This is a genomic window from Cellulosimicrobium sp. G4 BAM 1002 (genome assembly GCF_057126935.1).
The window spans coordinates 3493651-3518843 of record NZ_CP182109.1 but is presented as its reverse complement, the minus strand read 5'-3'; the positions used below and the strand labels follow the sequence as shown (position 1 = coordinate 3518843).

Annotated in this window: 29 protein-coding genes; 15 read left to right on the top strand and 14 right to left on the bottom strand. The window is 74.3% G+C overall.

The annotated features are described in order from the left end of the window. The first annotated feature begins 167 nt into the window (after nt 1-167). On the top strand, nt 168-1055 hold the full coding sequence (locus ACMXGY_RS15795) for a Bax inhibitor-1/YccA family protein (protein ID WP_483773931.1): 888 nt from the start codon (nt 168-170) through the stop codon (nt 1053-1055). A gap of 2 nt (nt 1056-1057) precedes the next feature. Further along, the gene (locus ACMXGY_RS15790) at nt 1058-1576 is read left to right on the top strand and encodes a hypothetical protein (protein ID WP_483773930.1); all 519 of its coding nucleotides are present in this window, start codon (nt 1058-1060) and stop codon (nt 1574-1576) included. Nucleotides 1577-1579: 3 nt separating this feature from the next. Here the strand turns inward: ACMXGY_RS15790 and ACMXGY_RS15785 are convergent, their stop codons facing one another. Next, nucleotides 1580-2290 (bottom strand): DUF5701 family protein, encoded by a 711-nt coding sequence (locus ACMXGY_RS15785; RefSeq protein WP_483773929.1) that lies wholly within the window; start codon nt 2288-2290, stop codon nt 1580-1582. A 140-nt stretch (nt 2291-2430) separates the two neighbouring features. Between ACMXGY_RS15785 and ACMXGY_RS15780 the strand changes: the two genes are divergently transcribed. Further along, nucleotides 2431-3840: a cystathionine beta-synthase gene (locus tag ACMXGY_RS15780; RefSeq protein WP_483773928.1), complete on the top strand. Its 1410-nt coding sequence runs from the start codon at nt 2431-2433 to the stop codon at nt 3838-3840. A 16-nt stretch (nt 3841-3856) separates the two neighbouring features. Here ACMXGY_RS15780 and ACMXGY_RS15775 read toward each other — a convergent pair whose 3' ends face one another. Genes ACMXGY_RS15775 through ACMXGY_RS15765 form a run of 3 tightly spaced genes read right to left on the bottom strand, consistent with a single transcriptional unit; the run spans nt 3857 to nt 6073 of the window. Continuing rightward, complete coding sequence (locus ACMXGY_RS15775; RefSeq protein ID WP_483773927.1) at nt 3857-4558, bottom strand: hypothetical protein; 702 nt, start codon at nt 4556-4558, stop codon at nt 3857-3859. Further along, the gene (locus ACMXGY_RS15770; RefSeq protein WP_483773926.1) at nt 4555-5178 is read right to left on the bottom strand and encodes a TetR/AcrR family transcriptional regulator; all 624 of its coding nucleotides are present in this window, start codon (nt 5176-5178) and stop codon (nt 4555-4557) included. The genes ACMXGY_RS15775 and ACMXGY_RS15770 overlap by 4 nt, the downstream gene beginning before the upstream one ends. Continuing rightward, nucleotides 5171-6073 carry an alpha/beta fold hydrolase gene (locus ACMXGY_RS15765; protein WP_483773925.1) on the bottom strand — a complete coding sequence of 301 codons (903 nt, stop codon included), beginning with the start codon at nt 6071-6073 and terminating at the stop codon, nt 5171-5173. The genes ACMXGY_RS15770 and ACMXGY_RS15765 overlap by 8 nt, the downstream gene beginning before the upstream one ends. 136 nt (nt 6074-6209) lie before the next feature. On the opposite strand from ACMXGY_RS15765, the gene ACMXGY_RS15760 reads away from it, so the two are divergent. Next, nucleotides 6210-6620, top strand: coding sequence for an FKBP-type peptidyl-prolyl cis-trans isomerase (locus ACMXGY_RS15760; RefSeq protein ID WP_483773924.1), 411 nt, complete (start codon nt 6210-6212; stop codon nt 6618-6620). 64 nt (nt 6621-6684) lie between these two features. Here the strand turns inward: ACMXGY_RS15760 and ACMXGY_RS15755 are convergent, their stop codons facing one another. Beyond that, complete coding sequence (locus ACMXGY_RS15755; protein ID WP_483773923.1) at nt 6685-7965, bottom strand: class I SAM-dependent methyltransferase; 1281 nt, start codon at nt 7963-7965, stop codon at nt 6685-6687. Nucleotides 7966-8086: 121 nt separating this feature from the next. Between ACMXGY_RS15755 and ACMXGY_RS15750 the strand changes: the two genes are divergently transcribed. After that, entirely contained in the window at nt 8087-9484 is a 1398-nt protein-coding gene (locus ACMXGY_RS15750) for a DUF2252 domain-containing protein (RefSeq protein ID WP_483773922.1), read from the top strand. A 64-nt stretch (nt 9485-9548) separates the two neighbouring features. Continuing rightward, the gene (locus ACMXGY_RS15745; protein WP_483773921.1) at nt 9549-9941 is read left to right on the top strand and encodes an Rdx family protein; all 393 of its coding nucleotides are present in this window, start codon (nt 9549-9551) and stop codon (nt 9939-9941) included. Nucleotides 9942-9967: 26 nt separating this feature from the next. Here the strand turns inward: ACMXGY_RS15745 and ACMXGY_RS15740 are convergent, their stop codons facing one another. Continuing rightward, nucleotides 9968-10348: a VOC family protein gene (locus ACMXGY_RS15740; protein ID WP_483773920.1), complete on the bottom strand. Its 381-nt coding sequence runs from the start codon at nt 10346-10348 to the stop codon at nt 9968-9970. Between the two features lie 43 nt (nt 10349-10391). Further along, nucleotides 10392-10772, bottom strand: a complete 381-nt coding sequence (locus ACMXGY_RS15735) for a DUF5997 family protein (RefSeq protein WP_483773919.1) — start codon at nt 10770-10772, stop codon at nt 10392-10394. 73 nt (nt 10773-10845) lie between these two features. On the opposite strand from ACMXGY_RS15735, the gene ACMXGY_RS15730 reads away from it, so the two are divergent. The 5 genes from ACMXGY_RS15730 (at nt 10846) to ACMXGY_RS15710 (ending at nt 14440) form a co-directional block, all read left to right on the top strand. Continuing rightward, nucleotides 10846-11721 carry a LysR substrate-binding domain-containing protein gene (locus tag ACMXGY_RS15730; protein ID WP_483773918.1) on the top strand — a complete coding sequence of 292 codons (876 nt, stop codon included), beginning with the start codon at nt 10846-10848 and terminating at the stop codon, nt 11719-11721. Further along, nucleotides 11718-12323 carry a GNAT family N-acetyltransferase gene (locus ACMXGY_RS15725; RefSeq protein ID WP_483773917.1) on the top strand — a complete coding sequence of 202 codons (606 nt, stop codon included), beginning with the start codon at nt 11718-11720 and terminating at the stop codon, nt 12321-12323. The genes ACMXGY_RS15730 and ACMXGY_RS15725 overlap by 4 nt, the downstream gene beginning before the upstream one ends. A 39-nt stretch (nt 12324-12362) precedes the next feature. Beyond that, the gene (locus ACMXGY_RS15720) at nt 12363-12758 is read left to right on the top strand and encodes an ArsR/SmtB family transcription factor (protein WP_483773916.1); all 396 of its coding nucleotides are present in this window, start codon (nt 12363-12365) and stop codon (nt 12756-12758) included. Next, nucleotides 12755-13411, top strand: a complete 657-nt coding sequence (locus ACMXGY_RS15715; RefSeq protein WP_483773915.1) for an SRPBCC family protein — start codon at nt 12755-12757, stop codon at nt 13409-13411. The genes ACMXGY_RS15720 and ACMXGY_RS15715 overlap by 4 nt, the downstream gene beginning before the upstream one ends. 189 nt (nt 13412-13600) lie before the next feature. Next, nucleotides 13601-14440: a phosphatase PAP2 family protein gene (locus ACMXGY_RS15710; protein WP_483773914.1), complete on the top strand. Its 840-nt coding sequence runs from the start codon at nt 13601-13603 to the stop codon at nt 14438-14440. Between the two features lie 22 nt (nt 14441-14462). Here ACMXGY_RS15710 and ACMXGY_RS15705 read toward each other — a convergent pair whose 3' ends face one another. Both ACMXGY_RS15705 and ACMXGY_RS15700 read right to left on the bottom strand, forming a co-directional pair. Continuing rightward, a complete protein-coding gene (locus ACMXGY_RS15705; protein ID WP_483773913.1) occupies nt 14463-14963 on the bottom strand; it encodes a hypothetical protein in 501 nt (166 codons plus the stop codon). 19 nt (nt 14964-14982) lie between these two features. Then, a complete protein-coding gene (locus ACMXGY_RS15700; RefSeq protein WP_483776881.1) occupies nt 14983-15810 on the bottom strand; it encodes a CPBP family glutamic-type intramembrane protease in 828 nt (275 codons plus the stop codon). 50 nt (nt 15811-15860) lie between these two features. On the opposite strand from ACMXGY_RS15700, the gene ACMXGY_RS15695 reads away from it, so the two are divergent. Then, the gene (locus tag ACMXGY_RS15695; RefSeq protein WP_483773912.1) at nt 15861-17075 is read left to right on the top strand and encodes an acyltransferase family protein; all 1215 of its coding nucleotides are present in this window, start codon (nt 15861-15863) and stop codon (nt 17073-17075) included. A 6-nt stretch (nt 17076-17081) separates the two neighbouring features. Here the strand turns inward: ACMXGY_RS15695 and ACMXGY_RS15690 are convergent, their stop codons facing one another. The 3 genes from ACMXGY_RS15690 to ACMXGY_RS15680 form a co-directional block, all read right to left on the bottom strand. Next, on the bottom strand, nt 17082-17918 hold the full coding sequence (locus ACMXGY_RS15690; RefSeq protein ID WP_483773911.1) for an aldo/keto reductase: 837 nt from the start codon (nt 17916-17918) through the stop codon (nt 17082-17084). A gap of 137 nt (nt 17919-18055) precedes the next feature. Beyond that, on the bottom strand, nt 18056-18730 hold the full coding sequence (gene msrA, locus ACMXGY_RS15685; protein ID WP_483773910.1) for a peptide-methionine (S)-S-oxide reductase MsrA: 675 nt from the start codon (nt 18728-18730) through the stop codon (nt 18056-18058). Between the two features lie 134 nt (nt 18731-18864). Further along, entirely contained in the window at nt 18865-19659 is a 795-nt protein-coding gene (locus ACMXGY_RS15680) for an SDR family NAD(P)-dependent oxidoreductase (protein ID WP_483773909.1), read from the bottom strand. A gap of 133 nt (nt 19660-19792) precedes the next feature. Here ACMXGY_RS15680 and ACMXGY_RS15675 point away from each other — a divergent pair, with 133 nt between their 5' ends. The 3 genes from ACMXGY_RS15675 to ilvA all read left to right on the top strand — a co-directional run bounded on the left by ACMXGY_RS15675 (nt 19793) and on the right by ilvA (nt 23684). Beyond that, on the top strand, nt 19793-21037 hold the full coding sequence (locus ACMXGY_RS15675; protein WP_483773908.1) for a cystathionine gamma-synthase: 1245 nt from the start codon (nt 19793-19795) through the stop codon (nt 21035-21037). Between the two features lie 89 nt (nt 21038-21126). Then, entirely contained in the window at nt 21127-22422 is a 1296-nt protein-coding gene (locus ACMXGY_RS15670) for an AI-2E family transporter (RefSeq protein WP_483773907.1), read from the top strand. After that, nucleotides 22419-23684 carry a threonine ammonia-lyase gene (ilvA, locus tag ACMXGY_RS15665; RefSeq protein ID WP_483773906.1) on the top strand — a complete coding sequence of 422 codons (1266 nt, stop codon included), beginning with the start codon at nt 22419-22421 and terminating at the stop codon, nt 23682-23684. Before ACMXGY_RS15670 ends, ilvA begins: the two co-directional genes overlap by 4 nt. Before the next feature lie 89 nt (nt 23685-23773). On the opposite strand, the gene greA is transcribed toward ilvA, so the two are convergent. Together greA and ACMXGY_RS15655 are read right to left on the bottom strand one after the other, a co-directional pair. Next, nucleotides 23774-24256 carry a transcription elongation factor GreA gene (greA, locus tag ACMXGY_RS15660; RefSeq protein WP_483773905.1) on the bottom strand — a complete coding sequence of 161 codons (483 nt, stop codon included), beginning with the start codon at nt 24254-24256 and terminating at the stop codon, nt 23774-23776. A 331-nt stretch (nt 24257-24587) separates the two neighbouring features. After that, a complete protein-coding gene (locus ACMXGY_RS15655) occupies nt 24588-25046 on the bottom strand; it encodes a DUF4307 domain-containing protein (RefSeq protein ID WP_483773904.1) in 459 nt (152 codons plus the stop codon). Nucleotides 25047-25193 lie beyond the last annotated feature (147 nt).

The window sequence follows — 25193 nt, the reverse complement described above, 5'->3', positions numbered from 1 at the left end:
GTCCGCAGGTCGGCACTTTCCCGGGATCCCGGACGAAAGTCCCCGGGAACAGTGACCGGGACTCGCACGTTCCCTAGGATGAACGTCAGGCCAGCGACACCCGACTCGAGGCAGAAGCCGATGACGAGGCCCGCTGCGAGAGTGGACGCCGCGACCAGGAGGAGCTCATGAGCAACCCCGTCTTCAACAACAGCGCGGTCTTCGGTGATCCGAAGAACCAGCGCGGTGGGGCGGCCACGCAGGCCGGCCCCGCGTACGGGACCCCGCCCGCACAGGGCCAGGGCCCCGCGTACGGCACGCCCCAGGCGGGCCAGTGGGGCCAGTACGGCGCCCAGGCCGCGGACGCGGCGACGCTGAACCAGATGTACGACGCGCCGTCGGCCACGACCGCCGACACCAAGCGCCTCACGTACGACGACGTCATCATGAAGACCGGCGGGCTGCTCGCGCTGCTCGTGGTCGTCGGTGCCGGGTCGTGGATGGTCACGCCGCAGATGCCCGCGCTGTGGATCATCGGTGCGGTCGTCGGCCTCGTGCTCGGGCTCGTGAACTCGTTCAAGCGCAGCCCGAGCCCCGCGCTCATCGTGCTCTACACAGTGGCACAGGGCTTGTTCCTGGGCGGGATCAGCCGCTTCTACGAGACCGCGTGGAACGGCGTCGTGCCGTCCGCCGTCGTCGCCACCATCGCGACGTTCGCCGCCGCGCTGTTCCTCTTCAAGTCCGGCCGGGTGCGCGTCACCCCGAAGTTCATGCGCTGGCTGCTCATCGCGATGGTCGGCTACCTCGCGTTCTCGCTCGTCAACGTGGTCCTCATCATGACCGGGGTGCTCGGCGGCTGGGGTCTGTACAGCGGCTGGGGCATCATCGCGAGCGTGCTCGGTGTCGGCCTCGCCGCGGCGTCCCTCATCGTCGACTTCGACTCCATCAAGCGCGGTGTCGAGGGCGGCGTGCCTGCCAAGTTCGCGTGGTCGGCCGCGTTCGGTCTGCTCGTCACGCTGATCTGGCTCTACCTCGAGTTCCTGCGCCTCTTCGCCATCCTGCAGAGCAGCGACTGACGGTGGCGCGCAGCTCTCGTGAAACGGCACCCGCGGCGGACGTCTCGCCGCGGGTGCCGGTCTTTGTCGCCGGTCTCGTCGTCGCGGCGGTGGCGATGCTCGGTGTCCAGGTCGTCTACATGGTCGTGTCCGGCGCGCCGCCCGCGTGGCTGCCGTTCGCGGCGCTGCTCATCCTCATCAGCGTCCCGACGGCGGGCGCCGCGGTCGCGTGGGTCGGCGCCCGGGTCACGCGCGACGCGTCCGAGGGACGCGCCGCGCTGGTGTTCGCCGTCCTCGGTCTCGTCGCCGGGGCGCTCTGGGGGTCGCTGCTCGCGGGTGGGATCGCGGGCCGGCTCGCCGACGCCGGTGCGGACGCCGGAGGTGCGCTGATCGCGGGGGCGGCGGTCGTCGCCGGGATCACGGCGGCGGTCGGCGCCTGCCTCGGCCGACTCACGGCCCGCGAGGCGGCAGGCAGGCCGGTCGTGGTGGTCGTGCTCGCCGTCGTCGTGGTCGCCGTCGCCCTGCTGGGCCTCCTCGGCTGACGGTCAGGCGGGGAGGCGGGTGGCGGCCGAGGCGAAGCCGAGCCACGTGTGGCGGTTGCCCGCCCAGCACCAGCCGACCTTCGGGGCGCCACGGCGCTCGCGGCCGTCGCGGCCCGTGCCGCCCGAGATCCAGACGGCGGGTGTGCGCGTGTCGAGCGTGCCGTTCGCCTTCCGCAGGCGTGAGCCGATCGTCATGTAGCAGTGGTTGCGCGCGACGACGTCCGGTGCCTGGAGCGCCCAGTGGATCCCCTCGTGCAGCAGCAGGGGAGTGCGGCCGCGACCGGTGATCTCGGGCAGGGCCTCGTCGGGCGACCAGTTCGCCAGGTCGTCGCCGCGGTCGAGCTCGGTGACGACGTACAGCGGGCCGTCGGGGACCTCGATGCCCTCGATCGGGGCGAAGCGGTCGACGTCCGGCATGTCGACGACGACGAACCCCTCCTTCTCGCCGCCGCGCACCGAGAGCCGGAGCAGGGGAGCCAGGGCCGACGGCGGAGCGAGGTGCGGGTCGACCACGAGCAGGGTCCCGTCAGGAGCGGTCGCGGCGAGCGTGGCGGCCGCGGCACGCAGCTCGTCGGCGGAGAGCCCGGCGATCGTGTGGACGCCGAGCGCGACCAGGCGCTCGGCCTGGACGACGACGTCCGGCAGGTCGGGCAGCGTCGGCGCGGTCGTGGTCTCGGGTGCGGTCGGCTGCGGGGCGGTCGTGGTCTCGGGCACGGGTCACCTCTCGGTCGGGGACGGTCGAGGGCGTAACGCTCTACACCGTACGGGAATTCCCGCCGGTGCGTCGGACGGGCGCGGAGCCGTGGGCAGGGCGCCGCTGTGTGCCGTCTCCGGGGATCGGGGATGATCGGGGCATGAGATACGCAGAGCACGTCTCCGAGCTGGTCGGCGGCACCCCGCTCGTCCGGCTGTCCCGTGTCACCGAAGGCCTCAGCGCGACGATCCTCGCCAAGGTCGAGTACGTGAACCCCGGCGGCTCCGTCAAGGACCGCATCGCCCTGAAGATGGTCGAGGCCGCGGAGGCCGCGGGCGAGCTGAAGCCGGGCGGCACGATCGTCGAGCCCACGTCGGGCAACACCGGCGTCGGTCTCGCGCTCGTCGCGCAGCGCAAGGGGTACGAGTGCGTGTTCGTGTGCCCCGACAAGGTGAGCCAGGACAAGCGCGACGTGCTCCGCGCGTACGGGGCGCGCGTCGTCGTGACGCCGACGGCCGTCGCGCCGGACCACCCCGACTCCTACTACTCGGTGTCCGACCGCCTCGTCCGGGAGATCCCGGGCGCCTGGAAGCCCAACCAGTACGCCAACCCGAACGGCCCGGCGTCGCACTACGAGTCGACCGGCCCCGAGGTCTGGGCGGACACCGACGGCCGCGTGACCCACTTCGTGGCCGGCGTCGGCACGGGCGGCACGATCACGGGGACCGGGCGCTACCTCCAGGAGGTCTCGGCGGACCGCGCGGAGGCCGACGGCGGCCGTGTCCGCATCGTCGGCGCCGACCCGGCGGGCTCGGTCTACTCGGGCGGCGACGGGCGGCCGTACCTGGTCGAGGGCGTCGGCGAGGACTTCTGGCCGGCGGCGTACGACCCGAAGGTGCCGGACGAGATCATCGCCGTGTCCGACACCGACTCGTTCGCGATGACGCGCCGCCTCGCACGCGAGGAGGGGCTGCTCGTGGGCGGGTCGTGCGGCATGGCGGTCGAGGCGACCCTGCGCCTCGCGCGCCGGCTCGAGGAGGAGGACCCGGAGGCTGCGGCCCGTGCCGTCATCGTCGTCCTGCTGCCCGACAGCGGTCGCGGCTACCTGTCGAAGATCTTCAACGACGCGTGGATGCGGTCGTACGGGTTCCTCCCCGACGAGGAGGGCGTGACCGCGGGCGACGTCCTGCGTGCCAAGGACGGGCGCCTGCCCGACCTCGTGCACACGCACCCGAGCGAGACCGTGCGCGACGCCATCGAGATCCTGCGCGAGTACGGCGTCTCCCAGATGCCCGTCGTCGGCGCCGAGCCGCCCGTGAAGATCGGTGAGGTCGCCGGCTCGGTGAGCGAGCGCGAGCTGCTCGACGCGGTGTTCTCCGGCCGGGCGTCGCTCGCCGACCGGGTCGAGTCCCACATGGAGGCACGCTTCCCGCTCATCGGGGCGGGCGAGGGCGTGGAGGCGGTGCGGGCCGCGCTGCACGACGACGACGCCCTGCTCGTCGTGGAGGACGGCGACCCGGTCGGTGTCCTCACCCGCCACGACCTCCTGGGCTTCGTCGCCGCCCGCTGACCCTCCTCGGCGGCGATCAGGGTCGTGCTCGACGGAGCGCGACGACCGCGAGGAGCACGCACCCGAGGCCGAGCAGGACGCCGTGCACGACCCGGAGGCCCGGGCCGCCCCAGAACTGCGGCAGCAGCAGGACCAGGCCCAGCGTGAACGGCAGGGTGAACCACCACCGTGCGACGCGGCGGAGGGCGAACGCCGTCACGACGCCGCCCGCGGCGAGAAGGATCAGGCCGGTGCCGAACAGCGTGACGGCGAGCCCGCCCGTGCGTAGGTCGGTGGCGACGTCCAGGAAGCCGGTGCCTGCGGGGTCGCCCGAGGCGACGGCCGACGCCGCGACGGCCTGGATGCCGAACATCTCCGCGCCGAAGTACAGCGCGGCGAGGAACCCGCCGGCCCAGACCAGCCCCGTCGCCGACGCCAGCAGGTCCGTGGTGCGAGGCGTCACTCCCGGCGCGAGCACGGCGCGCAGGCCCAGGAGCGCCGGCGCGAGCAGGCCGATCGCGAGGATGCCGCACAGGTGCGCGGCGACCCACCGGTCGGAGGCGAACGCCGCTGCGAGCTCTGCGAGCTCCGCCGTCGGGCGGGTCTCGTCGGGCCAAGGACGCAGCGCCGGGAACAGCACGAAGCCCGCGCCGGCCACGACGAGTGCGGCGGCGGTGCGCCGCCGGGTCGCGACGTCGTCCGCCGTCGCGGCGGGAGCCGTGGTGGTCGTCGAGCTCATGAGGTGCCTCCAGGTTCGGTTGCGGGGACGAGGGTCGGGCGGTCGAGCGTCGCGAGCCCGGCGAGGAGCATGCGGACGTGGAGGTCGAAGCTGCGGTCGAGGTCGTCCGGGAGGCGGAACCCGCCCCCGAGCTCGAGCGCGACGAACCCGTGGAGGCTCGCGCGCACCGACCTGATCGCGTCGATCGTGCTGTCCTCCGGGAGGTCGAACCCGCGCAGGACCGCGGCGACGACCTGCACGCTGCGCCCGGCCGCGGCGGACAGCGCGGCGTCGGCGGGGTCCTCGGGGTCGGGCGCGACCTGCACCGCGGCGTAGCGTCCGGGGTGCGCGTGCGCGAACCGCCGGGTCGCGTGCGCGAGCGCGGCGACGGCGTCGGGCCCGGCGATCCCGACCGTCGCGTCGGTGAGCGCGCGCGTGTAGTCCTCGACGGAGACCACCGCGACCTCACGCCGCAGCGCTGCGAGCGACCCGACGTGCTTGTAGAGGCTCGGTGTAGCGACGCCGGCCTGAGCGGCGACCTTCGCGAGCGTGAGCTCGGCGAACCCGGCGGGGCCGCCCGCATCGACGAGGTCGAGCGCGATGGCGACGACGGCGGGGCGGGACAGCCCGGCCCTAGCCACGGGTGCCGCCGTCGGTGCTCGTGGTGGTGGTGCGACCGGTGGCGCGGTCGGCGAGCGGCGCGGCGTCGGGCAGGGCGTCGAGGAACGCGAGCGTCGCGGCGACGACGTCCTCGGGCGCCTGGAGCTGCGGGTAGTGCCCGACCTCGGGGAGCACGAGCGTCGTCGCGCCCAGGGAATCCTCGACCCACGCCGCCTCGGCGGCAGGGTCGGCGTAGTCGGGGTCGAGAGCGCCGAAGACGGCGAGCGCGGGTGCCTGGACGCGTGCGACGCGCGGCTCGACGACACGGTGGTCGAGCTGGAGGCAGAGGTCGCGGAACGAGCGCAGCCGTCCGGGCTCGGAGAGGCTGGCGCGGATCGTCGCCTGGTGCGCGGCGAGACGTCGGGGCGTACGGCCCTTGTTCAGCGACCCGTAGAACGACGCCCAGAACGCCGCGCCCCACGGCCGGGCGAGCGCGACCCTGTAGAGCACGCGCATCGCGCGCAGCTTCGCGGGGGAGGACGGTTCCCGGAGGAACCCGTCGAGCAGGACGAGCCCGCGCACGAGGTCGGGGCGGTCGGCCGCGGCGATCACGGCGGCGGACGCGCCCATCGAGCTGCCCAGGAGCACGGCCGGTCCGGCGTCGAGGTGCTCGACGAGCGCGACGACGTCGGACGCCGTGGCCTCGTCGCCGTGCGTGGCGAACGTCGTGTCGCTGTCGCCGTGGCCGCGCAGGTCCATGACCACCACGCGGTAGCCCGCGGCGACGAGGTGCGGGACGACGTCGTCATAGGTGGAGCGCAGGTCGCCCATGCCGGGCGAGGCGACGAGGAGAGGGCCGGAGCCCTCGTCGGTGTAGGCGAGGCGCCCTTCGGCCCGGGCAAGGCGGCGCACGGTGGACTGCTGGCTCGTGGTCATAGCCAAAAAGCTAATGCATTTAGCCGACGGGTGCAAGAGGTCTCGACGAGACACCACGAGCGGGCCCGCGCGGCCCGCGTAGGGTAAGGAGACCCGCGTCCGCGCGGGAGTCCTGCACCCGACGAGAGGCATCCTCGTGACCGACCAGCCCACCCTTCCCACCGCTTCGGGATCCTTCGGCGAGAAGCCGACGCTCACCTTCCCCGAGACGGACGCGCCCGCCGGCCTGCAGGTCGTCGTGCTCTCCGAGGGCGACGGTCCGGCCGTCACGTCGGGGCGGAACATCGTCGTGCACTACCTCGGGCAGGCCTGGGGTGGCCAGGTCTTCGACAACTCCTACGACCGCGGCGACACCATCGCGTTCCCGATCGGCGTCGGCGCCGTCATCGGCGGCTGGGACAAGGGCCTCGTCGGCCAGAACGTCGGCTCGCGCGTCATGCTGTCGATCCCGCCGGAGCACGGCTACGGCCAGCGCGGCGTGCCCCAGGCCGGCATCGGCGGCACGGACACGCTCGTCTTCGTGGTGGACGTCGTCGACGTCCAGTAGACCGAGCCGCTGAGTGCTGGGTATCTGTCGTCCCACCGCGTCCCGGACGACGAGTACCCAGCACTCAGCGTCGGACCGACCGGGTCACGGTGAAGCGGCGGTCGCGCGCGACCTGGGTCGTGGGCCCGACGGCCCGCTCCAGCGCGGGCCGGTAGCGCAGGTGCGAGTTCCACACGCACCACAGCTCTCCACCGGGCCGCAGGATCCGTCCTGCCGCGGCGAACATGCGGTGCGCCACGTCCGTGCGCAGCGCCGCGCCGTCGTGGAACGGCGGGTTGAGCAGCACGACGTCGGCGCTCGCGTCCGCGAGGGACGCGCCCGCGTCGTCGCGCACCACGCGCACCTGCTCGCCGACGCCGTTCGCCCGCGCCGTGAGCGCCGTGGACCGCACCGCAGCGTCGGACCGGTCTGTGGCGACGACCGCGGCGTCCGGCCAGCGACGGGCCGCCCACGCGGCGAGCAGGCCCGTGCCGCACCCGAGGTCGACGACGTCCCGGGGCGCCCCGTCGACGGGCGCCCCGGGACCGTCCGGGCGCGGGTCGTCCGCCCCCGTGGCGGCCGAGGCGGTGGCCTCGAGCTGTTCGAGGAGGAAGCGGGTCCCGAGGTCGAGGCTCGCGCCCGCGAAGGCGGCGCCGTACGACACGACCGAGAGCCCGACGTCGGGCAGCTCCACCGTGACGGGATAGGTGAGGCGCCGCTCCTCGGGCGGGACGCCGCCCGCCGCGGCACGCGGTGAGCGTGCGACGAGCACGCGGGACTTGCCGCGCGCGAGGCTCGCGCGCACCTCGCCGAACGACTCCAGCAGGACCTCGTTCATGGCGGGGGTCATGTGCTTGACCCGCCCGACGGCGAGCAGCACGACGTCGGGCTCGGCCTCTCGCGCGACGTGCTCCGCCACGTCCCGCAGCGCCGCGAGCCCTCGCGGGAGGCGCAGCAGCACCACACGGCTACCGCTCAGCAGCTCCGGCCCGAGAGCGTGGCGCGCGTACGCACCCGAGAGCCCGAGCGCGGACGCGTTCGCGTCGATGGCGGCCTCCGCGGTGCACAGGTCCTGATGGACCCGCACGGGCGCCGTGGCTCCGCCATCCGCTGTCACGGCACCGTCGGCCGTCACGCCGAGCATCGCCGCCGCGCCGAGCGTGAGGGCGCCGTAGCGGTCGTCGACGACGGCGACGGCACCCCGGCCGGCCGCGACGACGCAGGGGGCCGCCTCGTCGAGCAGGAGACGGTCAGCAGCGTCGACGGCGACGGGCGCGTCCTCGCGAGCCGGTCGGTCGCCGCGGTGCGTCTCGTCGGTGCGCAGCCGTGCGAGCAGTCCGTCGAGGTCGGGCGGGAGGGTCGTCACGCCCTCAAGTCTCCCCGACCTGCGCCGACCCGGAGCCATGCCGGTCGCGCGCGCCCGGAGGTCGCCGCGCCGAGAGCGCGTCCGCGCGCTACTGTGCGGTTCCGCCCTACGAGGAGGCGCCATGGACGTCCCGCGCACCCTGGCCGAGTCCCGTGCTGTCGGCCGAGCGCTGCGCGAGCATGTGCCGCGGGGCAGCCACGGCGAGCTGCACCTGCCCGAGCGCGACCCGGTCGCGATCGTCGCGGAGCAGAACGCGGGCCGGCTCGCCGAGCTCGTCCCGCTGCGCATCGGTCGCATGCTCGAGTCGCCGTTCGCGTACTACCGCGGCACGGCCGCGACGATGGCGCACGACCTGCGCCACGACACCCGAACCGGCGTCGAGATCGTCGCGTGCGGCGACGCGCACGTGTCCAACTTCGGGCTCTTCGCGTCGCCGGAGCGGCGCCTGGTCTTCGACCTCAACGACTTCGACGAGGCGGGGGACGCGCCCTGGGAGTGGGACGTCAAGCGTCTCGCGGCGAGCGTGCACATCGGTGGCCGGGACAAGGGCATGAGCGAGGACGAGTGCGCCGACGCTGTGCGCCACGCCGTGCGCGGGTACCGCGAGGCGATGGTCGGGCTGTTCGCCCTCACGGCGGTCGAGCGGTACTCGTACCAGCTCGAGACGGCTGCGCTCGAGTCGACCCTGCGCAAGGCCGGTCGCCAAGAGCTGCACCGCCTCGAGCGCAAGGCGCGGCGCCGGACGTCGGAGCAGGTCGTGCAGCGGATCACCGCGCGCTCCGACGACGGGCGGACCCGGATCGTCGACCAGCCGCCGCTGACCCAGCACGTCGGCCACGCCACCGTGGAGCAGCTCGCCACCTTGTTCGACCGCTACCGCGACTCGCTGCGCGGGGACGTGCGGCTCCTGCTCGGCCAGTTCGCGCTCGTCGACTACGTCCTGCGCGTGGTCGGTGTCGGCAGCGTGGGCACGCGCTGCTACATCGTGCTGCTCGAGGGGCCCGACGGCGAGCCGCTGGTCCTGCAGGCGAAGGAGGCGTCGCCGTCGGTGCTCGCGACGTACGGCGGCATGGCCGACGCGCTCCCGTCGGGCGTCGCGCCGCTCGGTCTCCGGCACTCGCAGGGGCGGCGTGTCGTCGTCTCGCAGCGGATCCTCCAGGCCCAGTCCGACCCGTTCCTCGGCTGGATCACGGGTGACCTGGGCGGACTGGTCGGCGGCGGTCCGCACGCCGACCTCTACTGGCGCCAGTTCCGCGACATGAAGGGCTCGGTCGAGCTGGACCGCCTCACGCCCGAGCAGTTCGCGGGATACGCGGTGCTGTGCGGCAGGGTGCTCGCGCGGGCGCACAGCCAGTCGCCCGGCACGCGCGTCGCCTACGGGTACCTCGGGCGGTCGGAGGTCTTCGACGACGCCGTCGCGCGCTGGGCTCGCGCCTACGCGGACGTCGTCGAGAGCGACTTCGCGGCCCTCGAGGCCGCCGTCGGGGGCGGGCGGCTCCCGGCCGAGCGAGGCGCCTGACACGGGTCGAGCCTCACGACGGGAGCACGCCGGTCCGCACGGCCCCGACCGTAGGCTGTGCGCCATGACCGACGACGCCCCGCAGCCCGGCTCGACCGATCCGGCCGTGCCGACCGTCGTGCCGCGCGGGGACGCGCGCGTCGCGATCGAGTACTGCACGCAGTGCCGCTGGCTCCTGCGCGCCGCCTGGGTCGCCCAGGAGCTGCTGCAGACCTTCCGCACCCGCCTCGGCGAGGTCGCGCTCGTGCCCGGCACCGACGGCGTCTTCCGCGTGACGCTCGACGCCGGGGACGGTCCCGTGCTGCTGTGGGACCGCAAGGACGACGGCGGGTTCCCCGAGATCCCCGACCTCAAGCGCCGGGTGCGCGACGCCGTCGCGCCCGACCTGTCGCTCGGGCACACGGACCGCGCCGCGGTGCGTACCGCGGACGCGAGCGCGGCCGACGAGACGGACTGACCGGCGCGAACCGGCCGGGCTGACGCTCAGCCTGGCGTCGGCGGCTGGATCAGGTCCCACGGCATGCCGTGCAGGTCCTCGAAGACCGCGACGGTGCCGTAGGGCTCGTGGCGCGGCTCCTCGCGGAACACCACGCCGTGCGAGAGCATCCGGGCGTGCTGGGCGGCGAAGTCGTCGGTCTCGAGGAACAGCGCGACGTCGCCGCCCGCCTGCCGACCCAGGACGTCGCCCGTGGTGGGGGCGAGGACGAGGCCCGTGCCGCCCTCGGGCGGGCCGACGACCACGCGCCGCCAGGAGCCACCGACCACCTCGTCCTGGCGGACGGCGAACCCGATCGCGTCGACGAAGAACGCGATCGCCTCGTCGAGGTCGCGGACGAGGAAGGTGACGTCGGAGATGCGCAGCATCCCCGCAGGTTAGAGCACCGGCCGACCGGGACGTCGCGTGGGGTCAGGCCTTCTTCGCCCGGGCGGCGGCGAGCCGCTCCTCCTCGGCACGGACCTTCTTCTGGATCTCGCGCTCCTCGCCGAGCCACGCGGGCGGGTCCTGGCGCAGGTCGTCGATCTCCTGCGTGGTCAGCGGCTCGGTGAGCCCGCCGCGCGTCAGACCCGAGATCGAGATGCCGAGACGGCCGGCGACCACGGGGCGCGGGTGCGGGCCGTTGCGACGCAGCTCGCTGAGCCACTCGGGCGGGTTCTTCTCGAGCTCCTCGAGCTGGGCCCGCGTGATCGTGCCCTCCTGGAACTCCGGGGGCGTGGCGGGCAGGTACACCCCGAGCTTCTTCGCCGCGGTGGCGGGCTTCATGGTCTGCGCGGACTGCTTGGGGGTCATGGGCTCCAGGGTAGTCGGCCGGTGGTGGTCGGGCGTCGGCACGTGCCCGCGGCGTGGCCTCTAGGGTTGTGGGGTGGACGACGACGCGGGCACGGCCCCCGAGGGAACGACCGACGACGACAGCACCGGGCCGCGGTTCCGGCTCGCCTACGTGCCCGGCGTCGTCCCGGCGAAGTGGGTGCGCACGTGGCGTGAGCGGCTCGTCGACGTGCCGCTCGACCTCGTCGCCGTCGAGGCGGCCGACGCCGAGCGCGCGCTGCGCGACGACGAGGCCGACGCCGCGATCCTGCGCCTGCCGGTCGACCGCGACGTCCTCAGCGCGATCCGCCTCTACGAGGAGACGCCGGTCGTGCTCGTCTCGCGCGACCACCTGCTCGCGGCGCTCGAGCCGGACGAGCCCGTCGCGCTCGCCGACCTCGACGACGACGTCGTGCTGCACCCGCTCGACGACGTCGTGCCGTGGGCAGGGGAACCGGGAGCCGCGGACGACGCGCCCAGGCTCCCGGGTCTGCCCGCGGTCGAGCGCCCCGCGACGACGGGCGACGCCGTCGTGCTCGTCGCGGCGAACGTGGGCGTGGCCGTCGTGCCGCAGTCGCTCGCGCGCCTGCACCACCGCAAGGACGTGACGTACCGGCGCCTGGACGACGCGCCGACGGCCCCCGTCGCGCTCGCATGGATCGCCGACCGCGACGACGACCTCATCGAGGAGATGGTCGGGATCGTGCGCGGCCGCACGGTGAACAGCTCACGGGGGCGCCGCTCCGAGACGGTCCCCGAGGAGCCGACGCCGACGCGCTCGCAGAGCGGTCGCCCCGCGAGCGGCAACCAGGCCGCTCGCGGTGGGTCCGGGCGTGGGGGAGCGGGCGGCGGCCGTCCTGGCGGCGGGAAGCAGGGGCGGGGCGGGACGAAGGGCCGTGGCGCTCGCGGGCGCGGCGGGAAGCGGCGGTGAGCGACCCGGCCGCCGTGCCGGGGCCGACCGCGGTCGCGGCGGACGGCGCACGCGGGCGCGGTGATCTCGAGCTCGTCCTGCTCGACACCGCCGCCCCCGAGGTGCGCGACCGCCTCGTCACCGCGGCTCTCGGGCTCCGGCTGGGGCCGGGACAGGAGGCGTTCGTCCCGCCCGCGGCCGACGTCGTGGCTGCGGCGCGCGCCGACCCCGACCGCCATCTCGTCGTCGCCCGCGCCCCGGGCGGCGACGTCGTCGCGGTCGGCGTCCTGCACCCGGGTGGTGCACCTCCGGAGGTGCAGGCGCTGCTCGGCGGTCTGGAGCCAGCAGACGTCGTGCTGTTCCGCGGGTTCCTCGTCGACGTGGGGTCGCAGGGTGCCGGCGTGGGCACGCGGGTCACGAGGTTGCTCCCGGGTGCGGTCGACGACCTGGCCCGGGTGCTCGGCCGCGCCAGGCCGTACGCGGCCGTGGTCCTCACGGTGAACGAGCGCAACGCGGCGGGCCGTCGGGCGTACGCGCGCGCCGGCCTGACGGACCGCGGCGCCTACCTCGGCGGGGACGCGGGGCCGCAGCGCGTCATGGCGTGCGAGCTCCGTCTTCCATAGCCCTTGACTTATATAAGTACTCGGTGAAACATGGTGGGCATGGAAGCGTTCGACGTCCTCGGCGACCCGGTGCGCCGTCGGCTCCTCGAGCACCTCGCGCACGGCGAGCGACCGGCGGGGGAGCTCGCCGGGCTGGTCGGCGACGAGTTCGGGATCAGCCAGCCGGCCGTCTCGCAGCACCTCAAGGTGCTGCGGACCAGCGGCTTCGCGACGGTGCGCCCCGAGGGGACGCGACGCCTCTACGCGCTCGACCCGACGGCGCTCGACGCGGTCGAGGACTGGGCCGCGGGCCTGCGCCGGTTCTGGGAGCAGCGCCTCGACGCGCTCGGCACCGAGCTCGCACGCGGTGCGCGCGAGCGGCGCCGGGCCGCCGCGGCGGCTGCCCAGGAGACGGACGGCGAGCGCCCGACCGACACCACCAGGAGGACAGCATGAAGGACTTCATCACCGAGCTCGAGGCCGCACGCCGCGCCGTCGGGACGGGCACGCTCCCCGCCGGCGAGGCCCGCGTGATCACCATCGAGCGCACGTACCCCGCCGACGTCGACGACGTGTGGGACGCCGTCACCGACCCCGAGCGCATCCCGCGCTGGTTCCTGCCGGTCACGGGTGACTTCCGCGTCGGCGGGACGTACCAGGTCGAGGGGAACGCCGGCGGCGAGATCCGGGTCTGCGACGCACCGCGCCGCCTGCAGCTCACGTGGGTCATGGGCCCGCCGACGCCGGAGGACTCCTCGATCGTGGAGGTGCGGCTCGCGTCCGGCTCGGACGGCGGCACGACCCTCACGCTCGAGCACACCGCCGTCGTGCCGCCCGAGATGTGGGACCAGTTCGGTCCCGGGGCGGTGGGGGTCGGCTGGGACGGCGCCCTGCTCGGCCTCGCCCTGCACCTGGGCGGCGCCGAGCCGCTCGACCCTGAGGCGATCCTCGAGAGCCCCGAGCTGCGCGCCTTCAACATCGCGAGCAGCGAGGCCTGGGGCGTGGCGCTCGCCGCCGCGGACGGGCTCTCCGCGGACGAGGTCGCCGCGCGCGTCGCCGCCACGACGGCGTTCTACGTCCCCGCGGACGACGCCCCCGAGGCGAGGTAGCACCGCTGTCTGCCGGGGTAGAACCCTGGTCGGTCGAAGTAGAACTCTGGTCACCACCACGGTTCTATCTCGCCAGACCAGGGTTCTACTTCGGCAGCGTGGGGTGGGACCGGGGGCGGACGTGCCGACGGCGGACGTCAGCCGTACGACGGATGTTCACCTCTCGTTCACCCGGCATACCCTCGTGCGGTGACTCCGCCCGATTCGTCCCGCGCCGCCCACCTGCTCGACCGCACCGAGACCGGTCCCGACGTCCGCCCGCGGCCGTCGGCCGCGGTGCTTCCCGAGCCACGGCCGCGCCCGGACGTCGGGGTGGGCGCGCAGCTCCTCGTCGCGCTGTCGTGGCTGGCCGGGGCGGCGCTGGTCGTGCTCCTCGCCCGACTCCTGGCCGGGCCGAGCGAGGCGCTCTACCTCGCAGTCACGGCGCGCACGGCGGACCTCCCGGGCACCGAGCTCGTCGCCGAGGGCGGCGTGCTCCTGCTCCTCGTGCTGTGCGCCGTGGTGGCGTGGCGGTCGCGCCGCGCCGGGCCGTCCGGCGTCGCCACCACGATCGTGGCGGGGGCAGGCGCCGTCGTCGCCTACGCGGCGAGCGAGGTCGTGAAGTCCCTCGTGCGCCAGCCGCGCGGCTGCTGGGACCTCGTCGAGGTCGCGCACTGCCCGGCGGCGGGGGACTGGTCGTTCCCGAGCAACCACACGGCCATCGCGTTCGCGCTCGCGACGGCGGTCGTGCTCGCGGGCGCCCCCGCGGTCCGTGCGCCCGGTGCGGTCCCCGCACGGCACGCGTACCGGTCCTCGGCGCGCGTCGTCGCGGTGTGGGTCGTGCTGCCCGTGGTGCTCGCGGTCGCGGTCGCGTCGGCGCGGGTCGTGCAGGGCGTGCACTTCCCGCACGACGTCGTCGCAGGGGCGGCCGTCGGCGTCGCGGTGGTCGTGACGTCGGTGACGGTCCTCGCCGGGCCGGCGACCACGGCGGTCACCGCGGCGTGCCGCGTCGACGGCGTCCGGCGCGTCCTCCTGGCCGGGCCGTCGTGACCGCGACGGGTCGACGGGACCCTCAGGACGGGCGCCGTACCCGGACGACGCCCACGATCCCCAGCACGGCGGCGGCCGCCAGGAGCACCGTCCCGAGGGCGGCCCGGGGCAGGTCGACCGACGGCCCGACGGCGAACGTGCCCGCCGCCGTCGGGCCGTCCGCCCGGCACGTGAGGCTGACGGTCCCGGCGTCGCCGACGAACGACGCCTGAGCCCGCCAGTGCCGGGGCACGCGCAGGTCCTGCTGGGACATCGAGACCCGGAGCCCCAGCTCCTCGCCGTCCGGCGCGATGCCCTCGCACCGGACGGCGGCCCAGCGGGCGGGCGAGTCGGCGTAGACGGTGTGGTCGCCGGCGTCGAGCTCGAGGTGCGCGGTCTCCCCGAGTGCGGTCTCGCCCTGGACCTGGAAGCCCGGCAGCACCCACAGCCACAGCACGCCGAGCAGGCACACGCCCGCGAGCAGCAGGGGCAGGACGCCCGGTCGCACGCCCCGCCGCGGTGCGGGTGCCGGGGGTGAGGTCATGCGGGCACCGTAGCGTCGGTCAGCGCGGGACGGTCACGAAGACGTCGAAGAGCTCGGGGTGGTGCGCGTGCACGAGCACGGCGAACACGACGAGGTCGAACAGCAGGTGGACCGCGACGACGTACGTGAGCGACTTGCTCCACGAGAAGATCCAGCCCTGCACGAGGGCGAACGGGATCGTCAGGAGCGGACCCCACTCGCGGTACCCCAGCTCCCACAGGAACGACACGAACACGGCGGCCTGGAGCAGGTTCGCCGTCCACAGGCCGAAGTGCTCCCGGTACAGGGCGAACACGACGCACACGAAGAACAGCTCGTCCCAGATGCCCACCGCGTTGACCCCGACGAACAGGCGCGCGATCTCCTCGCCGCCCGTGATCTCGGGCCAGTTGAGGTAGGCGCCGGAGCCGATGAAGTAGAACGGCAGGATCAGGTACCCCGCCGCGACGACCACGACGAGGTAGACGACCTGCCCCCGCGACCAGCGCCGTCCCGTCGCGACCGGGAACGTGATGACGCGCTCCCGGAAGACGAACCGCGACAGCGCCCACGGGACGAGCACCGCGAGCGACAGCACGACGGCGAAGCGGGCGATCCCCGCGTCGGACAGGTCCGCCTCGAGCGAGATCGTCGAGATGATCGCCATGCCCGTCCCGACGAGCGCGAGGTCGCGCCCGAGCCGCCGGTCCACCGCGAGACCGAGCGCGATCCCGAGCGCGAGCGGCACGTAGCCGAGGGGCCGCACGTGGATCGCGAAGAGCAGGATCGCAGAGCCCGAGACCAGCACCGCGGCGAGCAGCCGCAGGGGCGAGCCGACGGCCCAGGGTGGGCGTGCGGCGTCGGGCACGGGGGCGAGGGCGGGTGACGTCACCCGCACACGGTGCCATGATGCGAGGCGTGGAGCCACGCCCCGAGCGGCAGGCGGACCGGCGCAGCGAGCTCGACGCGGTGCGGGCCCTCGTCGTCGCGGGGCTCGTGCTCTTCCACGCCGCGCTCGTGTTCGACGCGCGTGACGACTTCTACGTGAAGAACGCGGAGACGACCGAGCTGACGACGTTCGTCGTCGCGCCCGTCGTCGTGTGCGCGATGCCGCTGCTGTTCGCCATCGCGGGCATCGGCGCGTGGCACTCGGTGCGCTCGCGCGGCGCGGGTGGGTTCGCACGCGAGCGTGTGCTGCGCCTGGGCGTCCCGCTGCTCGTCGCGCTGGTCCTGCTCCTGCCGTTCCCGCAGTACCTTCGCGCCCGTGCCGAGGGCACGTGGACCGGCTCGTACCTCGCGTTCTGGCCGCGGTTCTTCGACGTGCGGTTCGAGCCCGGCGACTTCCCGTTCGTCCTGGACGGCGAGCGCTTCGAGACGGGTCACCTGTGGTTCCTCGTCCTCCTGCTCACGGGGGCGCTCGCCCTCGCCGTGCTGGTGCGCGTCGTGCCCGACGACGCCGCCCGCCGCGCGCGCGAGCGGCTCGCCCGGGCGTCGGCCACCCGCGGAGCGGTGCTGGTCCCGGCGGTCCTGGTCGGGGCGGTGTGCGCGGCGCACGAGCTCGAGGAGGGCCTCGCGGCGTGGAGCCGGTGGGGCTACCTCGTGTTCTTCCTCGCCGGGTTCGTGCTCGCGTCCGACGACCGGTTCCGGGCGGCGGTGCGCCGCGACGCCGGGATCGCGGGGCTCGTCGGGCTCGGCGTGTTCGGCGCCGGGATGGCGCTGTTCCTCGGGCCGGCCGGGGAGGTGGACGCGTTCACGGGCGCCCACGGCTCGGGCGTCGCGTTCCGGTTCCTCTACGGCGTCGCCGGGTGGTGCTGGGTCGTCGCGCTCCTCGGCCTGCTCGACCGCTGGGGTGCGCGACGCCGTTCCGCGTCCGCCGCGGCGGGCGGGCCGGACGCCGGGCCGGGGCTGCGGCGTCGGGCCTGGGCGTACCTCGGCGCGGCGGTGCTGCCGCTGTACGTGCTGCACCAGCCGGTCGTGGTCGCGGTGGCCTACCCGGTGGTGCGGTGGGACCTGCCTGCGACGGCGAAGTACGCCGTGATCGTCGTGGTCTCGTCCGCAGTGCTGCTCGCGGTCTACGACCTGCTCGTCCGGCGCACCCGCGTCACGCGCGTGCTGCTCGGCCAGCGGGCCTGAGCCGGGTCAGAGCTCCTCGTAGACCGCCGGGTCCTGGTCGTTCGTGCGCCCGTCGGGGCGGGCGAGGCCGGTGAGGGTGTTCATCTCGTGCGTCGTGAGCTCGAAGGAGAACACGTCGAGGTTCTCGCGCTGCCGCTCGGGCGTCGACGCCTTGGGCAGCGGCACGACGCCGAGCTGCACGTGCCAGCGCAGGATCGCCTGGACGGGCGAGACGCCGTGCGCCGCCGCGACCCGCGTCACGGCCGGGTCCTGCAGGAGGTCGCTCGCGCGGCCGATCGGGCTCCACGCCTCGGTCACGATCCCGCGCTCGGCGTCCGCGGCCCGCTGGTCCGGCTGCGGGAAGTACGGGTGCAGCTCGACCTGGTTGACGACGGGGGTCACGCCCGTCGCGGCGACGACCGCGTCCAGGTGCTCGGGCAGGAAGTTCGACACGCCGACGTGCCGGACCAGCCCGCGCTCGCGGCACGCCACGAGCGCCTCGTAGGCCTCGACGTACCTCCCGACGCGCGGGTTCGGCCAGTGGACCAGGTAGAGGTCGACGTGGTCGAGGCCCGTGCGGAGCACCGACTCCTCGACGGTTCGGACCGCCTCGTCGTACGCGTGGTGACGGCCCGGGAGCTTGGACGTGACGATCACGTCCTCCCGCGGGACGTCCGCGCGGCGGACGGCCGCACCCACGGCGCCCTCGTTCTCGTAGCTGAACGCCGAGTCGACCAGCCGGTAGCCCGCGTCGATCGCGCGCGCGATCGTGTCCGCGCCGTCCTCGCCGTTGAGCCGGTAGGTGCCGAACCCGATCGCCGGGATCGTCGTGCCGTCCTGGGCGCTGAGGGTGGGGATCGTCATGGGCCCCATCGTGCGTCGGGGCCGGTGCGCCACGCACCCCGGCGGGGCGGGGGCGCCGGGACCCTCGCACGGGCGAGATGCGACGAGTGGCCCCCGATCCGCAGGATCAGGGGCCACTTCTCACCTCTCGGCGGGTGCTACGCGGCGCTGGGGAACGGGACTCCCGTGGTCGCGTGGCAGCGGTAGCCGTTCGGGTTCTTGTCGAGGTACTGCTGGTGGTAGTCCTCGGCGTAGTAGAACGGGCCGGCCTCGGCCGCGGGGCGCATCTCGGTCGTGATCGGGTCGTAGCCCTTCGCCTCGAGGACCTTCCCGTAGCGCTCGGCGGTCTCCCGCACGGCCTGCTCCTGCTCGGGCGTCGTCCAGTACACGGCGGACCGGTACTGCGTGCCGACGTCGTTGCCCTGGCGGTACCCCTGCGTCGGGTCGTGCCGCTCCCAGAAGATCTTGAGGAGCTCCTCCTCGGAGACCTTCGCCGGGTCGTACGCGACGAGCGCCGTCTCGGTGTGCCCCGTGCGCGCGCTGCACGCCTCCTCGTAGGTGGGGTTCGGCGTCGTGCCGCCCATGTACCCGACGGCGGTGCTCACCACGCCCGGGACCTGCCAGTAGATCTCCTCGGCGCCCCAGAAGCAGCCCATCGCGAGGTAGAGCACACGCGTGCCCTCCGGCCAGGGGCCGGTGATGGACGTGCCGAGCACGGTGTGCGGGCGCGGGCTCTGCAGGACGGGGGACTGGCGGCCGGGGAGGGTGTCCTCGGGGGCGACCATCGTCGTCTTGCCGGACGAGCCGAAGATCGCGTCGAAGATCGAGTTCATCGCTTACCTCCTGAAAGGACCGGGACGACCGGGGCGCTGGCCCACGACGCATCGTCCTGGCACGGGGTAGAACGCCTCGGGGCCGGTGGGTGTTCCGGCTCCCCACGAGCCGGACAGGCGCGGGCCCGAGCCTCTCACGGGACGATCGAGTCGATGTAGCCGCCGTCGACGCGCACCGCCGCTCCGGTCGTCGCGGACGCCAGCGGCGACGCGAGGTAGGCGACCATGTGCGCGATCTCCTCGGGCTCGATGAGCCGCTGCAGCAGCGACTGCGGGCGGTGCTCGCGCATGAAGACGCGCTGCGCCTCGTCCCACGGGAGGTCGTCGCCGACGAGCTCGCGCGCGAACGTCTCGACGCCGCCCGTGTGCGTCGGCCCGGCGAGGACGCTGTTCACCGTGACGCCCGTGCCGGCCGCGGCCTTGGCGAACCCGCGCGAGACGCCGAGCAGCGCCGTCTTCGTCACGCCGTAGTGGATCATCTCGGCCGGGATCGCGACCGCCGAGTCGCTCCCGATGAACTGCACGCGTCCCCAGCCGCGGTCGATCATGCCGGGCAGGTAGGCGCGCGTGAGCCGGACGCCCGCGAGGACGTTCACCTCGAGGTACCGGCGCCACGTGGCGTCGTCGATCGTCAGCGGGTCCTCGCTCCCGAAGATGCCGAGGTTGTTGACGAGGACGTCGACGTCAGGCGCGGCATCGAGCATCGTCGCGGTGCCCTCGTCGGTCGCGAGGTCGGCGGCGACGCCGAGGACGTCCGCGCCCGGGACGTGCTCGCGCACGTCGTCAGCCGCGCGCTGCGCCGTCTCCTCCGACCGCCCGTTGACGACCACCGCCGCGCCGCACGCCGCGAGCGTTCGTCCGATCGCGAGACCGATGCCCTGCGCGGACCCGGTGACCAGCGCCCTCCTGCCGTCCAGGTCGATCCTCATCCGTACGCTCCCTCCGCCTGCTCCGGCGACGGTCGTCGCCCGCCACCCACCGTGCCGTGCGACGGCGCGCACCGCCAGTGCCGTCGACCGTGCGCGCTCGGCGGGCGGGTGCGCACGTACGTACGCTGGGCCGGTGAGCACCCCGAGCAGCGAGCACCCCGACTGGACGACCACCGGCTTCTCCACGCGTGCGATCCACGCGGGCCAGGACCCGGACGCGACGACGGGCGCCGTCGTGCCGCCCATCCACCAGGTCTCGACGTACAAGCAGGACGGCGTCGGCGGCCTGCGCGGCGGCTACGAGTACTCGCGCTCGGCCAACCCGACGCGCACCGCGCTGGAGGAGGCGCTCGCGGCCGCGGAGTCCGGCGGCCTGCGCCCGACGGCGGACGGGTCGCCCGCCGCGCGCGGGTACGCCTTCGCGTCCGGCCTGGCCGCGGAGGACACGCTGCTGCGCGCGGTGCTGCGTCCCGGCGACCACGTGATCGTGCCCGACGACGCGTACGGGGGCACCTACCGGCTCGTCGCCCGGGTCTTCGGGCCGTGGGGCGTCGAGCACACGCCCGTCGACCTCACGGACGTGGAGGCCGTCAGTGCCGCGGTCCGTCCGGAGACGCGCGTCGTGTGGGTCGAGACCCCGACGAACCCGCTCCTCGGGGTCAGCGACGTCGCGGCGCTCGCGGGCGTCGCGCACGACGCGGGGGCTCTGCTCGTCGTCGACAACACGTTCGCGACGCCCTACCTGCAGCAGCCGCTCGCGCTCGGCGCGGACGTCGTCGTGCACTCGACCACGAAGTACATCGGCGGCCACAGCGACGTCGTCGGGGGAGCGCTCGTCGTCGCGACGGGCGCGCAGCTCCCGGGCGGGCTGGCGTCGCCCGCGGGCGGGACCGACGTCGCGGGCGCCGTCGGCTTCCACCAGAACGCCTCGGGCGCCGTCGCCGGACCGTTCGACGCGTGGCTCACGCTGCGCGGGCTCAAGACGCTCGCGGTGCGCATGGATCGCCACCAGGCCAACGCGGCCGCGGTCGCGGACTTCCTCGAGGCGCACCCGGCGGTGACCGAGGTGATCTACCCCGGGCTCGCGTCGCACCCCGGGCACGAGCTCGCCGCGCGGCAGATGAGCGGGTTCGGCGGCATGGTCTCGTTCCGCGCGGGGAGCGAGGCCAAGGCCCTCGAGGTGTGCGGACGCACGAAGGTCTTCACGCTCGCGGAGTCCCTCGGCGGGGTCGAGTCGCTCGTCGAGCACCCCGGCCGCATGACGCACGGCTCCGTCGCGGGCACGGCCCTCGAGGTCCCTGACGACCTCGTCCGGCTGTCCGTCGGGATCGAGGACGTCGACGACCTCCTCGCGGACCTCGCGCAGGCGCTCGCCTGACCCCTCGCCAGGCACGGGACGGGGGAGATCCTGCGCACACGGGCACGAAACACGGGGCGGCGTCGGTACCGCTCACCTAGGGTTGGCCCGTGAGCGCGCAGACCGACCAGCACCAGGCCCCCGACCCGCTCCCGCCCGGGCGCCCCGGCGCGGCGGCGGTCCCCGACTCCGTGCGGTCCGCCGCCGCCTGGTCGTGGCGGTTGCTGCTCATCGGCGCGGCCATCGCCGCCGCCTTCTGGGTGATCGCGCAGCTCAAGGTGATCATCGTGCCGATCGCCGTCGCGCTGCTGCTGACGGTGCTGCTCACGCCGGTGCAACGGTTCTTCCGGCGGCTCGGCATGTCGCGCGGCCTCGCGTCGGGCGCCGCGCTCATCGGGCTGATCCTCGTGGTCGCCGGGCTCGTGACGCTCGCCGGCCAGCAGATCGTCAGCGGGTTCCAGGACCTGCGCGACCAGGCGGTCGAGGGCTTCCAGAAGTTCACGGACTGGCTCGCGGACGGGCCGCTGGGCCTCGACTCCGTGACGCTGGACTCCTACCTGGACCAGGCGCAGTCCGCGCTCTCGGAGAATCAGAGCAGCATCGTCTCCGGCGCGCTCGGCGCGGCGACGACCATCGGCCACGTCGTCGCGGGCGCGCTCATCGCGCTGTTCTGCACGTTCTTCTTCCTGCTCGACGGCCGCACGATCTGGTCGTGGGTGGTCGGGCTCCTGCCGCTGCGCGCGCGGGACGCCGTGCACCAGGCGGGCCGGCGCGGCATCGTCACGCTCTCCGCCTACACGCGCACGCAGATCCTCGTCGCGGCGGTCGACGCGGTCGGCATCGGGATCGGCGCCGCGTTCTTCGTCCCGAGCCTCGCCCTGCCGCTCGCGATCCTCGTGTTCATCGGCTCGTTCATCCCGATCGTCGGTGCGATCGTCACGGGCTCGATCGCGGTGCTCGTCGTGCTCGTCGCGAACGGCTGGCCCGCGGCGCTCGTCATGCTCGGGATCGTCCTGCTCGTGCAGCAGATCGAGGGCCACATCCTCCAGCCGTTCCTCATGGGCCACGCCGTCTCGCTGCACCCGGTCGCGGTGCTGCTCGTCGTCGCGGCGGGCAGCTTCGCCGCGGGCATCGTGGGCGCGCTGTTCGCGGTGCCGATCGCCGCGGTCCTCAACACCGTCGTGCTCTACCTGCACGGCCACGACAAGTTCCCGGAGCTCGGCACCGACGACCGCGTCGTCGTGCGGGGGAGCCCGCAGGCCCCGGTGATCGCGCGCGCGGAGGCCGACCTCGCGGACGCGCCCTTCCGGCGGCGGGCACGCCGTCGGGGCGAGCGCACCGACGACGACTCTCCCGTCGTCGGGCCCCAGGACGCGGGCGGGCCCGCCGTCGAGGACGAGCGGTGAGCACGAGCGGCCCGACCGTCACGCTCGACGACGTCCGCGCCGCCGCCCGGCTGCTCGACGGCGTCGCGTACCGGACCCCGGTCCAGTCGACCCGCGCGATCAGCGAGGCCGCGGGCGTCGAAGTCCTGCTCAAGTGCGAGAACCTGCAGCGCGCCGGGTCGTTCAAGGTGCGCGGTGCGTACGTGCGCATGGCGCGGCTGAGCGACGAGGAGAAGGCGCGCGGCGTCGTCGCGGCGAGCGCGGGCAACCACGCGCAGGGCGTCGCGTTCGCCGCGGGCCTCCTCGGCATCCGCGCGGTCGTCTACATGCCGGTCGACGCCGCGCTGCCCAAGGTGGCCGCGACGCGCCAGTACGGGGCCGAGGTGCGGCTCGTCGGTGCCGACGTCGACGAGACGCTCGCCGCCGCACGCACCGAGGCCGAGCGCACCGGCGCGGTGTTCATCCACCCGTTCGACCACCCGGACGTCGTCGCCGGGCAGGCGACCATCGCGCTCGAGATCCTCGAGCAGGTGCCCGACGTGCGGACCGTCGTCGCCCCGCTCGGGGGCGGCGGGCTCGTCGCCGGGCTGGCGGCGGCGTTCGCCGAGGCGGCGCCGCACGTGCGGGTCGTCGGCGTGCAGGCGGCGCACGCGGCCGCCTACCCGGGCTCGCTCTCGGCGGGCGAGCCGACGACGGCGCGCCTCGCCGCGACGATGGCCGACGGCATCGCCGTGGGCACGCCCGGCACGGTGCCGTTCGCGCTCGTGGCCCACCACGGTGTCGACGTGCGCACGGTGACCGAGGACGAGATCTCGCGGTCCCTCCTCATGGTCGCCGAGCGCGCGAAGCTCCTCGTCGAGCCCGCCGGCGCAGCGGGCGTCGCGGCGCTCCTCTCCGGGTCCGCGGCCGTCGACGCGGGCGAGGCCGACCCGGTCGAGGGGCCGGTCGTCGTCGTGCTGTCCGGTGGCAACATCGACCCGCTCGTCCTGCTGCGCGTCGTCCGGCACGGTCTCGCGGCCGCCGGCCGGTACATCCAGCTCCAGGTGTTGCTCGACGACCGTCCCGGGGCGCTCGCGCGACTGCTCGAGGTCATCGCCACCACGCGCGGCAACATCATGCACATCGACCACGACCGCACCGACGTGGGCCTCGCGATCGGGGAGGCGTGGGTGCGCATGCAGGTGGAGACCAAGGGCCCCGAGCACTGCGACGAGCTCGTCGAGCACCTGCGCTCCGAGGGCTACCGCGTCGAGCGCAGCGACGGCGGCGCACCCAGCCTCTGACGAGGTGCGAGAAGTGGCCCCTCCGACCGTAGTCGGAGGGGCCACTTCTCACTTCACTTCTCGCCCGAGGGCGGTGCCGTGCGCCGGCGTCAGCCCTGGAAGGGCTTCGCGGCGGTGATCTTCACGGCGATCTCGTTGCCGTTCGGCGCGGTGTAGCTCGTCTCGTCGCCGACGGACTTGCCGTCGATCGCGGCGCCGAGCGGCGACGTCGGCGAGTACACGTCGAGGTCGGTCGTGCCGGCGATCTCGCGCGAACCGAGGAGGAACGTCATCTCGTCGCCCGCCACGAGCGCGGTGACGACCATGCCGGCCTCCACCTTGCCGTCGTCCGGCGGCGTGCCGATCTGCACGTTGCGCAGCTTCTCGGTGAGCTCGCGGATGCGGGCCTCGTTCTTGGCCTGCTCCTCGCGCGCGGCGTGGTAGCCGCCGTTCTCCTTGAGGTCGCCCTCGTCCCGCGCGGCCGCGATGCGCTCCGCGATCTCGGTGCGGCCCGCGCCGGACAGGTGGGCGAGCTCGGCCTGAAGCCTGTCGTGCGCCTCCTGGGTCAGCCAGGTGACGGTGGTCTCGGTCACGGTTCGCTCCTTCCTTCTCCATGGTCGACGGCCGCGCCGTGGCGCGGCCGTACAGGTACGGGCAGCCGGGCGCGTGCTCACGCGGTGCGCCTGCCTGCCCGGGTCGGTGACGCTGCCCGGGTGGCAGCGCGTGTGGCTGGTCTCTCCCGACGTCTCCACGGGTGCCGAGCGACGACGAGAGGTCGTCACGGGTACCCCGTGGTCGAGCGCGGGAATCCCTCAGGATAGCAAAGCAGACGACCATGACCGCGACGTCGCAGGTCAGGCGGTCCCCAGGAGCGGCCGGTGAGGTGCCGCGGTCAGGTGCCGGTCGCGCGCTCCGCGCCGGTGCTCACGGTCGCGTCGCCGGGGGCGTGTCGTCACCGGAGGCGACCTGGCAGGACTGGACGATCCCGGTCGTGGCGAGCTCGGACGTCGCGACGCCGACCGTGTAGCGCGCCTCCGCGGTGTCGACCGGTCCGACCGTCACGTCGACCGTCCCGACCTGGGCGTAGCTCGCGGCGAGCGCGTCGAGCGTGCAGACCGCCGTCGTGCCCGGGTCCATGTAGACCTCGAACGTCACGTCGACGCGCTCCGGGCCGACCACGTCGTACCCGACGTCCTTGAAGCGCACGGGCTCGTTCGCGGTCTTGAGCCCGATGGCCAGCGTGATCGCGACACCCACGAGCGCCACGAGCACCATCCCGACGACGGCCAGGCGCCGTCGCCGAGCCGTCGGCTCGGGCCCGTACCGCCCCGGCGGTGGGCGCAACGGGGCGCCCGGCTGGGGTGCGGTGGTCTCGTTCGTCATGGTGCGGTCCTGGTGGTCGACGCCGTACCCCACGTGATTCCGGCGAGCGACGTCTGTCACGTCTCGGCGGTTCGTCAGGTGTGGGCGGGGTGGGGGATCATGTCCTCGACCCATCTTCGCAGAGCCCTGGCGGTCGTCGCGCACCCA

Coding starts and splice junctions, on each gene's coding strand:
- ACMXGY_RS15705 (WP_483773913.1), bottom strand. CDS start 14,963: ATGACCTCACCCCCGGCACCCGCACCGCGGCGGGGCGTGCGACCGGGC.
- ACMXGY_RS15750 (WP_483773922.1), top strand. CDS start 8,087: ATGGACGTCCCGCGCACCCTGGCCGAGTCCCGTGCTGTCGGCCGAGCG.
- ACMXGY_RS15775 (WP_483773927.1), bottom strand. CDS start 4,558: ATGAGCTCGACGACCACCACGGCTCCCGCCGCGACGGCGGACGACGTC.
- ACMXGY_RS15745 (WP_483773921.1), top strand. CDS start 9,549: ATGACCGACGACGCCCCGCAGCCCGGCTCGACCGATCCGGCCGTGCCG.
- ACMXGY_RS15735 (WP_483773919.1), bottom strand. CDS start 10,772: ATGACCCCCAAGCAGTCCGCGCAGACCATGAAGCCCGCCACCGCGGCG.
- ACMXGY_RS15715 (WP_483773915.1), top strand. CDS start 12,755: ATGAAGGACTTCATCACCGAGCTCGAGGCCGCACGCCGCGCCGTCGGG.
- ACMXGY_RS15740 (WP_483773920.1), bottom strand. CDS start 10,348: ATGCTGCGCATCTCCGACGTCACCTTCCTCGTCCGCGACCTCGACGAG.
- ACMXGY_RS15655 (WP_483773904.1), bottom strand. CDS start 25,046: ATGACGAACGAGACCACCGCACCCCAGCCGGGCGCCCCGTTGCGCCCA.
- msrA (WP_483773910.1), bottom strand. CDS start 18,730: ATGAACTCGATCTTCGACGCGATCTTCGGCTCGTCCGGCAAGACGACG.
- ACMXGY_RS15780 (WP_483773928.1), top strand. CDS start 2,431: ATGAGATACGCAGAGCACGTCTCCGAGCTGGTCGGCGGCACCCCGCTC.
- ACMXGY_RS15720 (WP_483773916.1), top strand. CDS start 12,363: ATGGAAGCGTTCGACGTCCTCGGCGACCCGGTGCGCCGTCGGCTCCTC.
- ACMXGY_RS15765 (WP_483773925.1), bottom strand. CDS start 6,073: ATGACCACGAGCCAGCAGTCCACCGTGCGCCGCCTTGCCCGGGCCGAA.
- ACMXGY_RS15690 (WP_483773911.1), bottom strand. CDS start 17,918: ATGACGATCCCCACCCTCAGCGCCCAGGACGGCACGACGATCCCGGCG.
- ACMXGY_RS15680 (WP_483773909.1), bottom strand. CDS start 19,659: ATGAGGATCGACCTGGACGGCAGGAGGGCGCTGGTCACCGGGTCCGCG.
- ACMXGY_RS15795 (WP_483773931.1), top strand. CDS start 168: ATGAGCAACCCCGTCTTCAACAACAGCGCGGTCTTCGGTGATCCGAAG.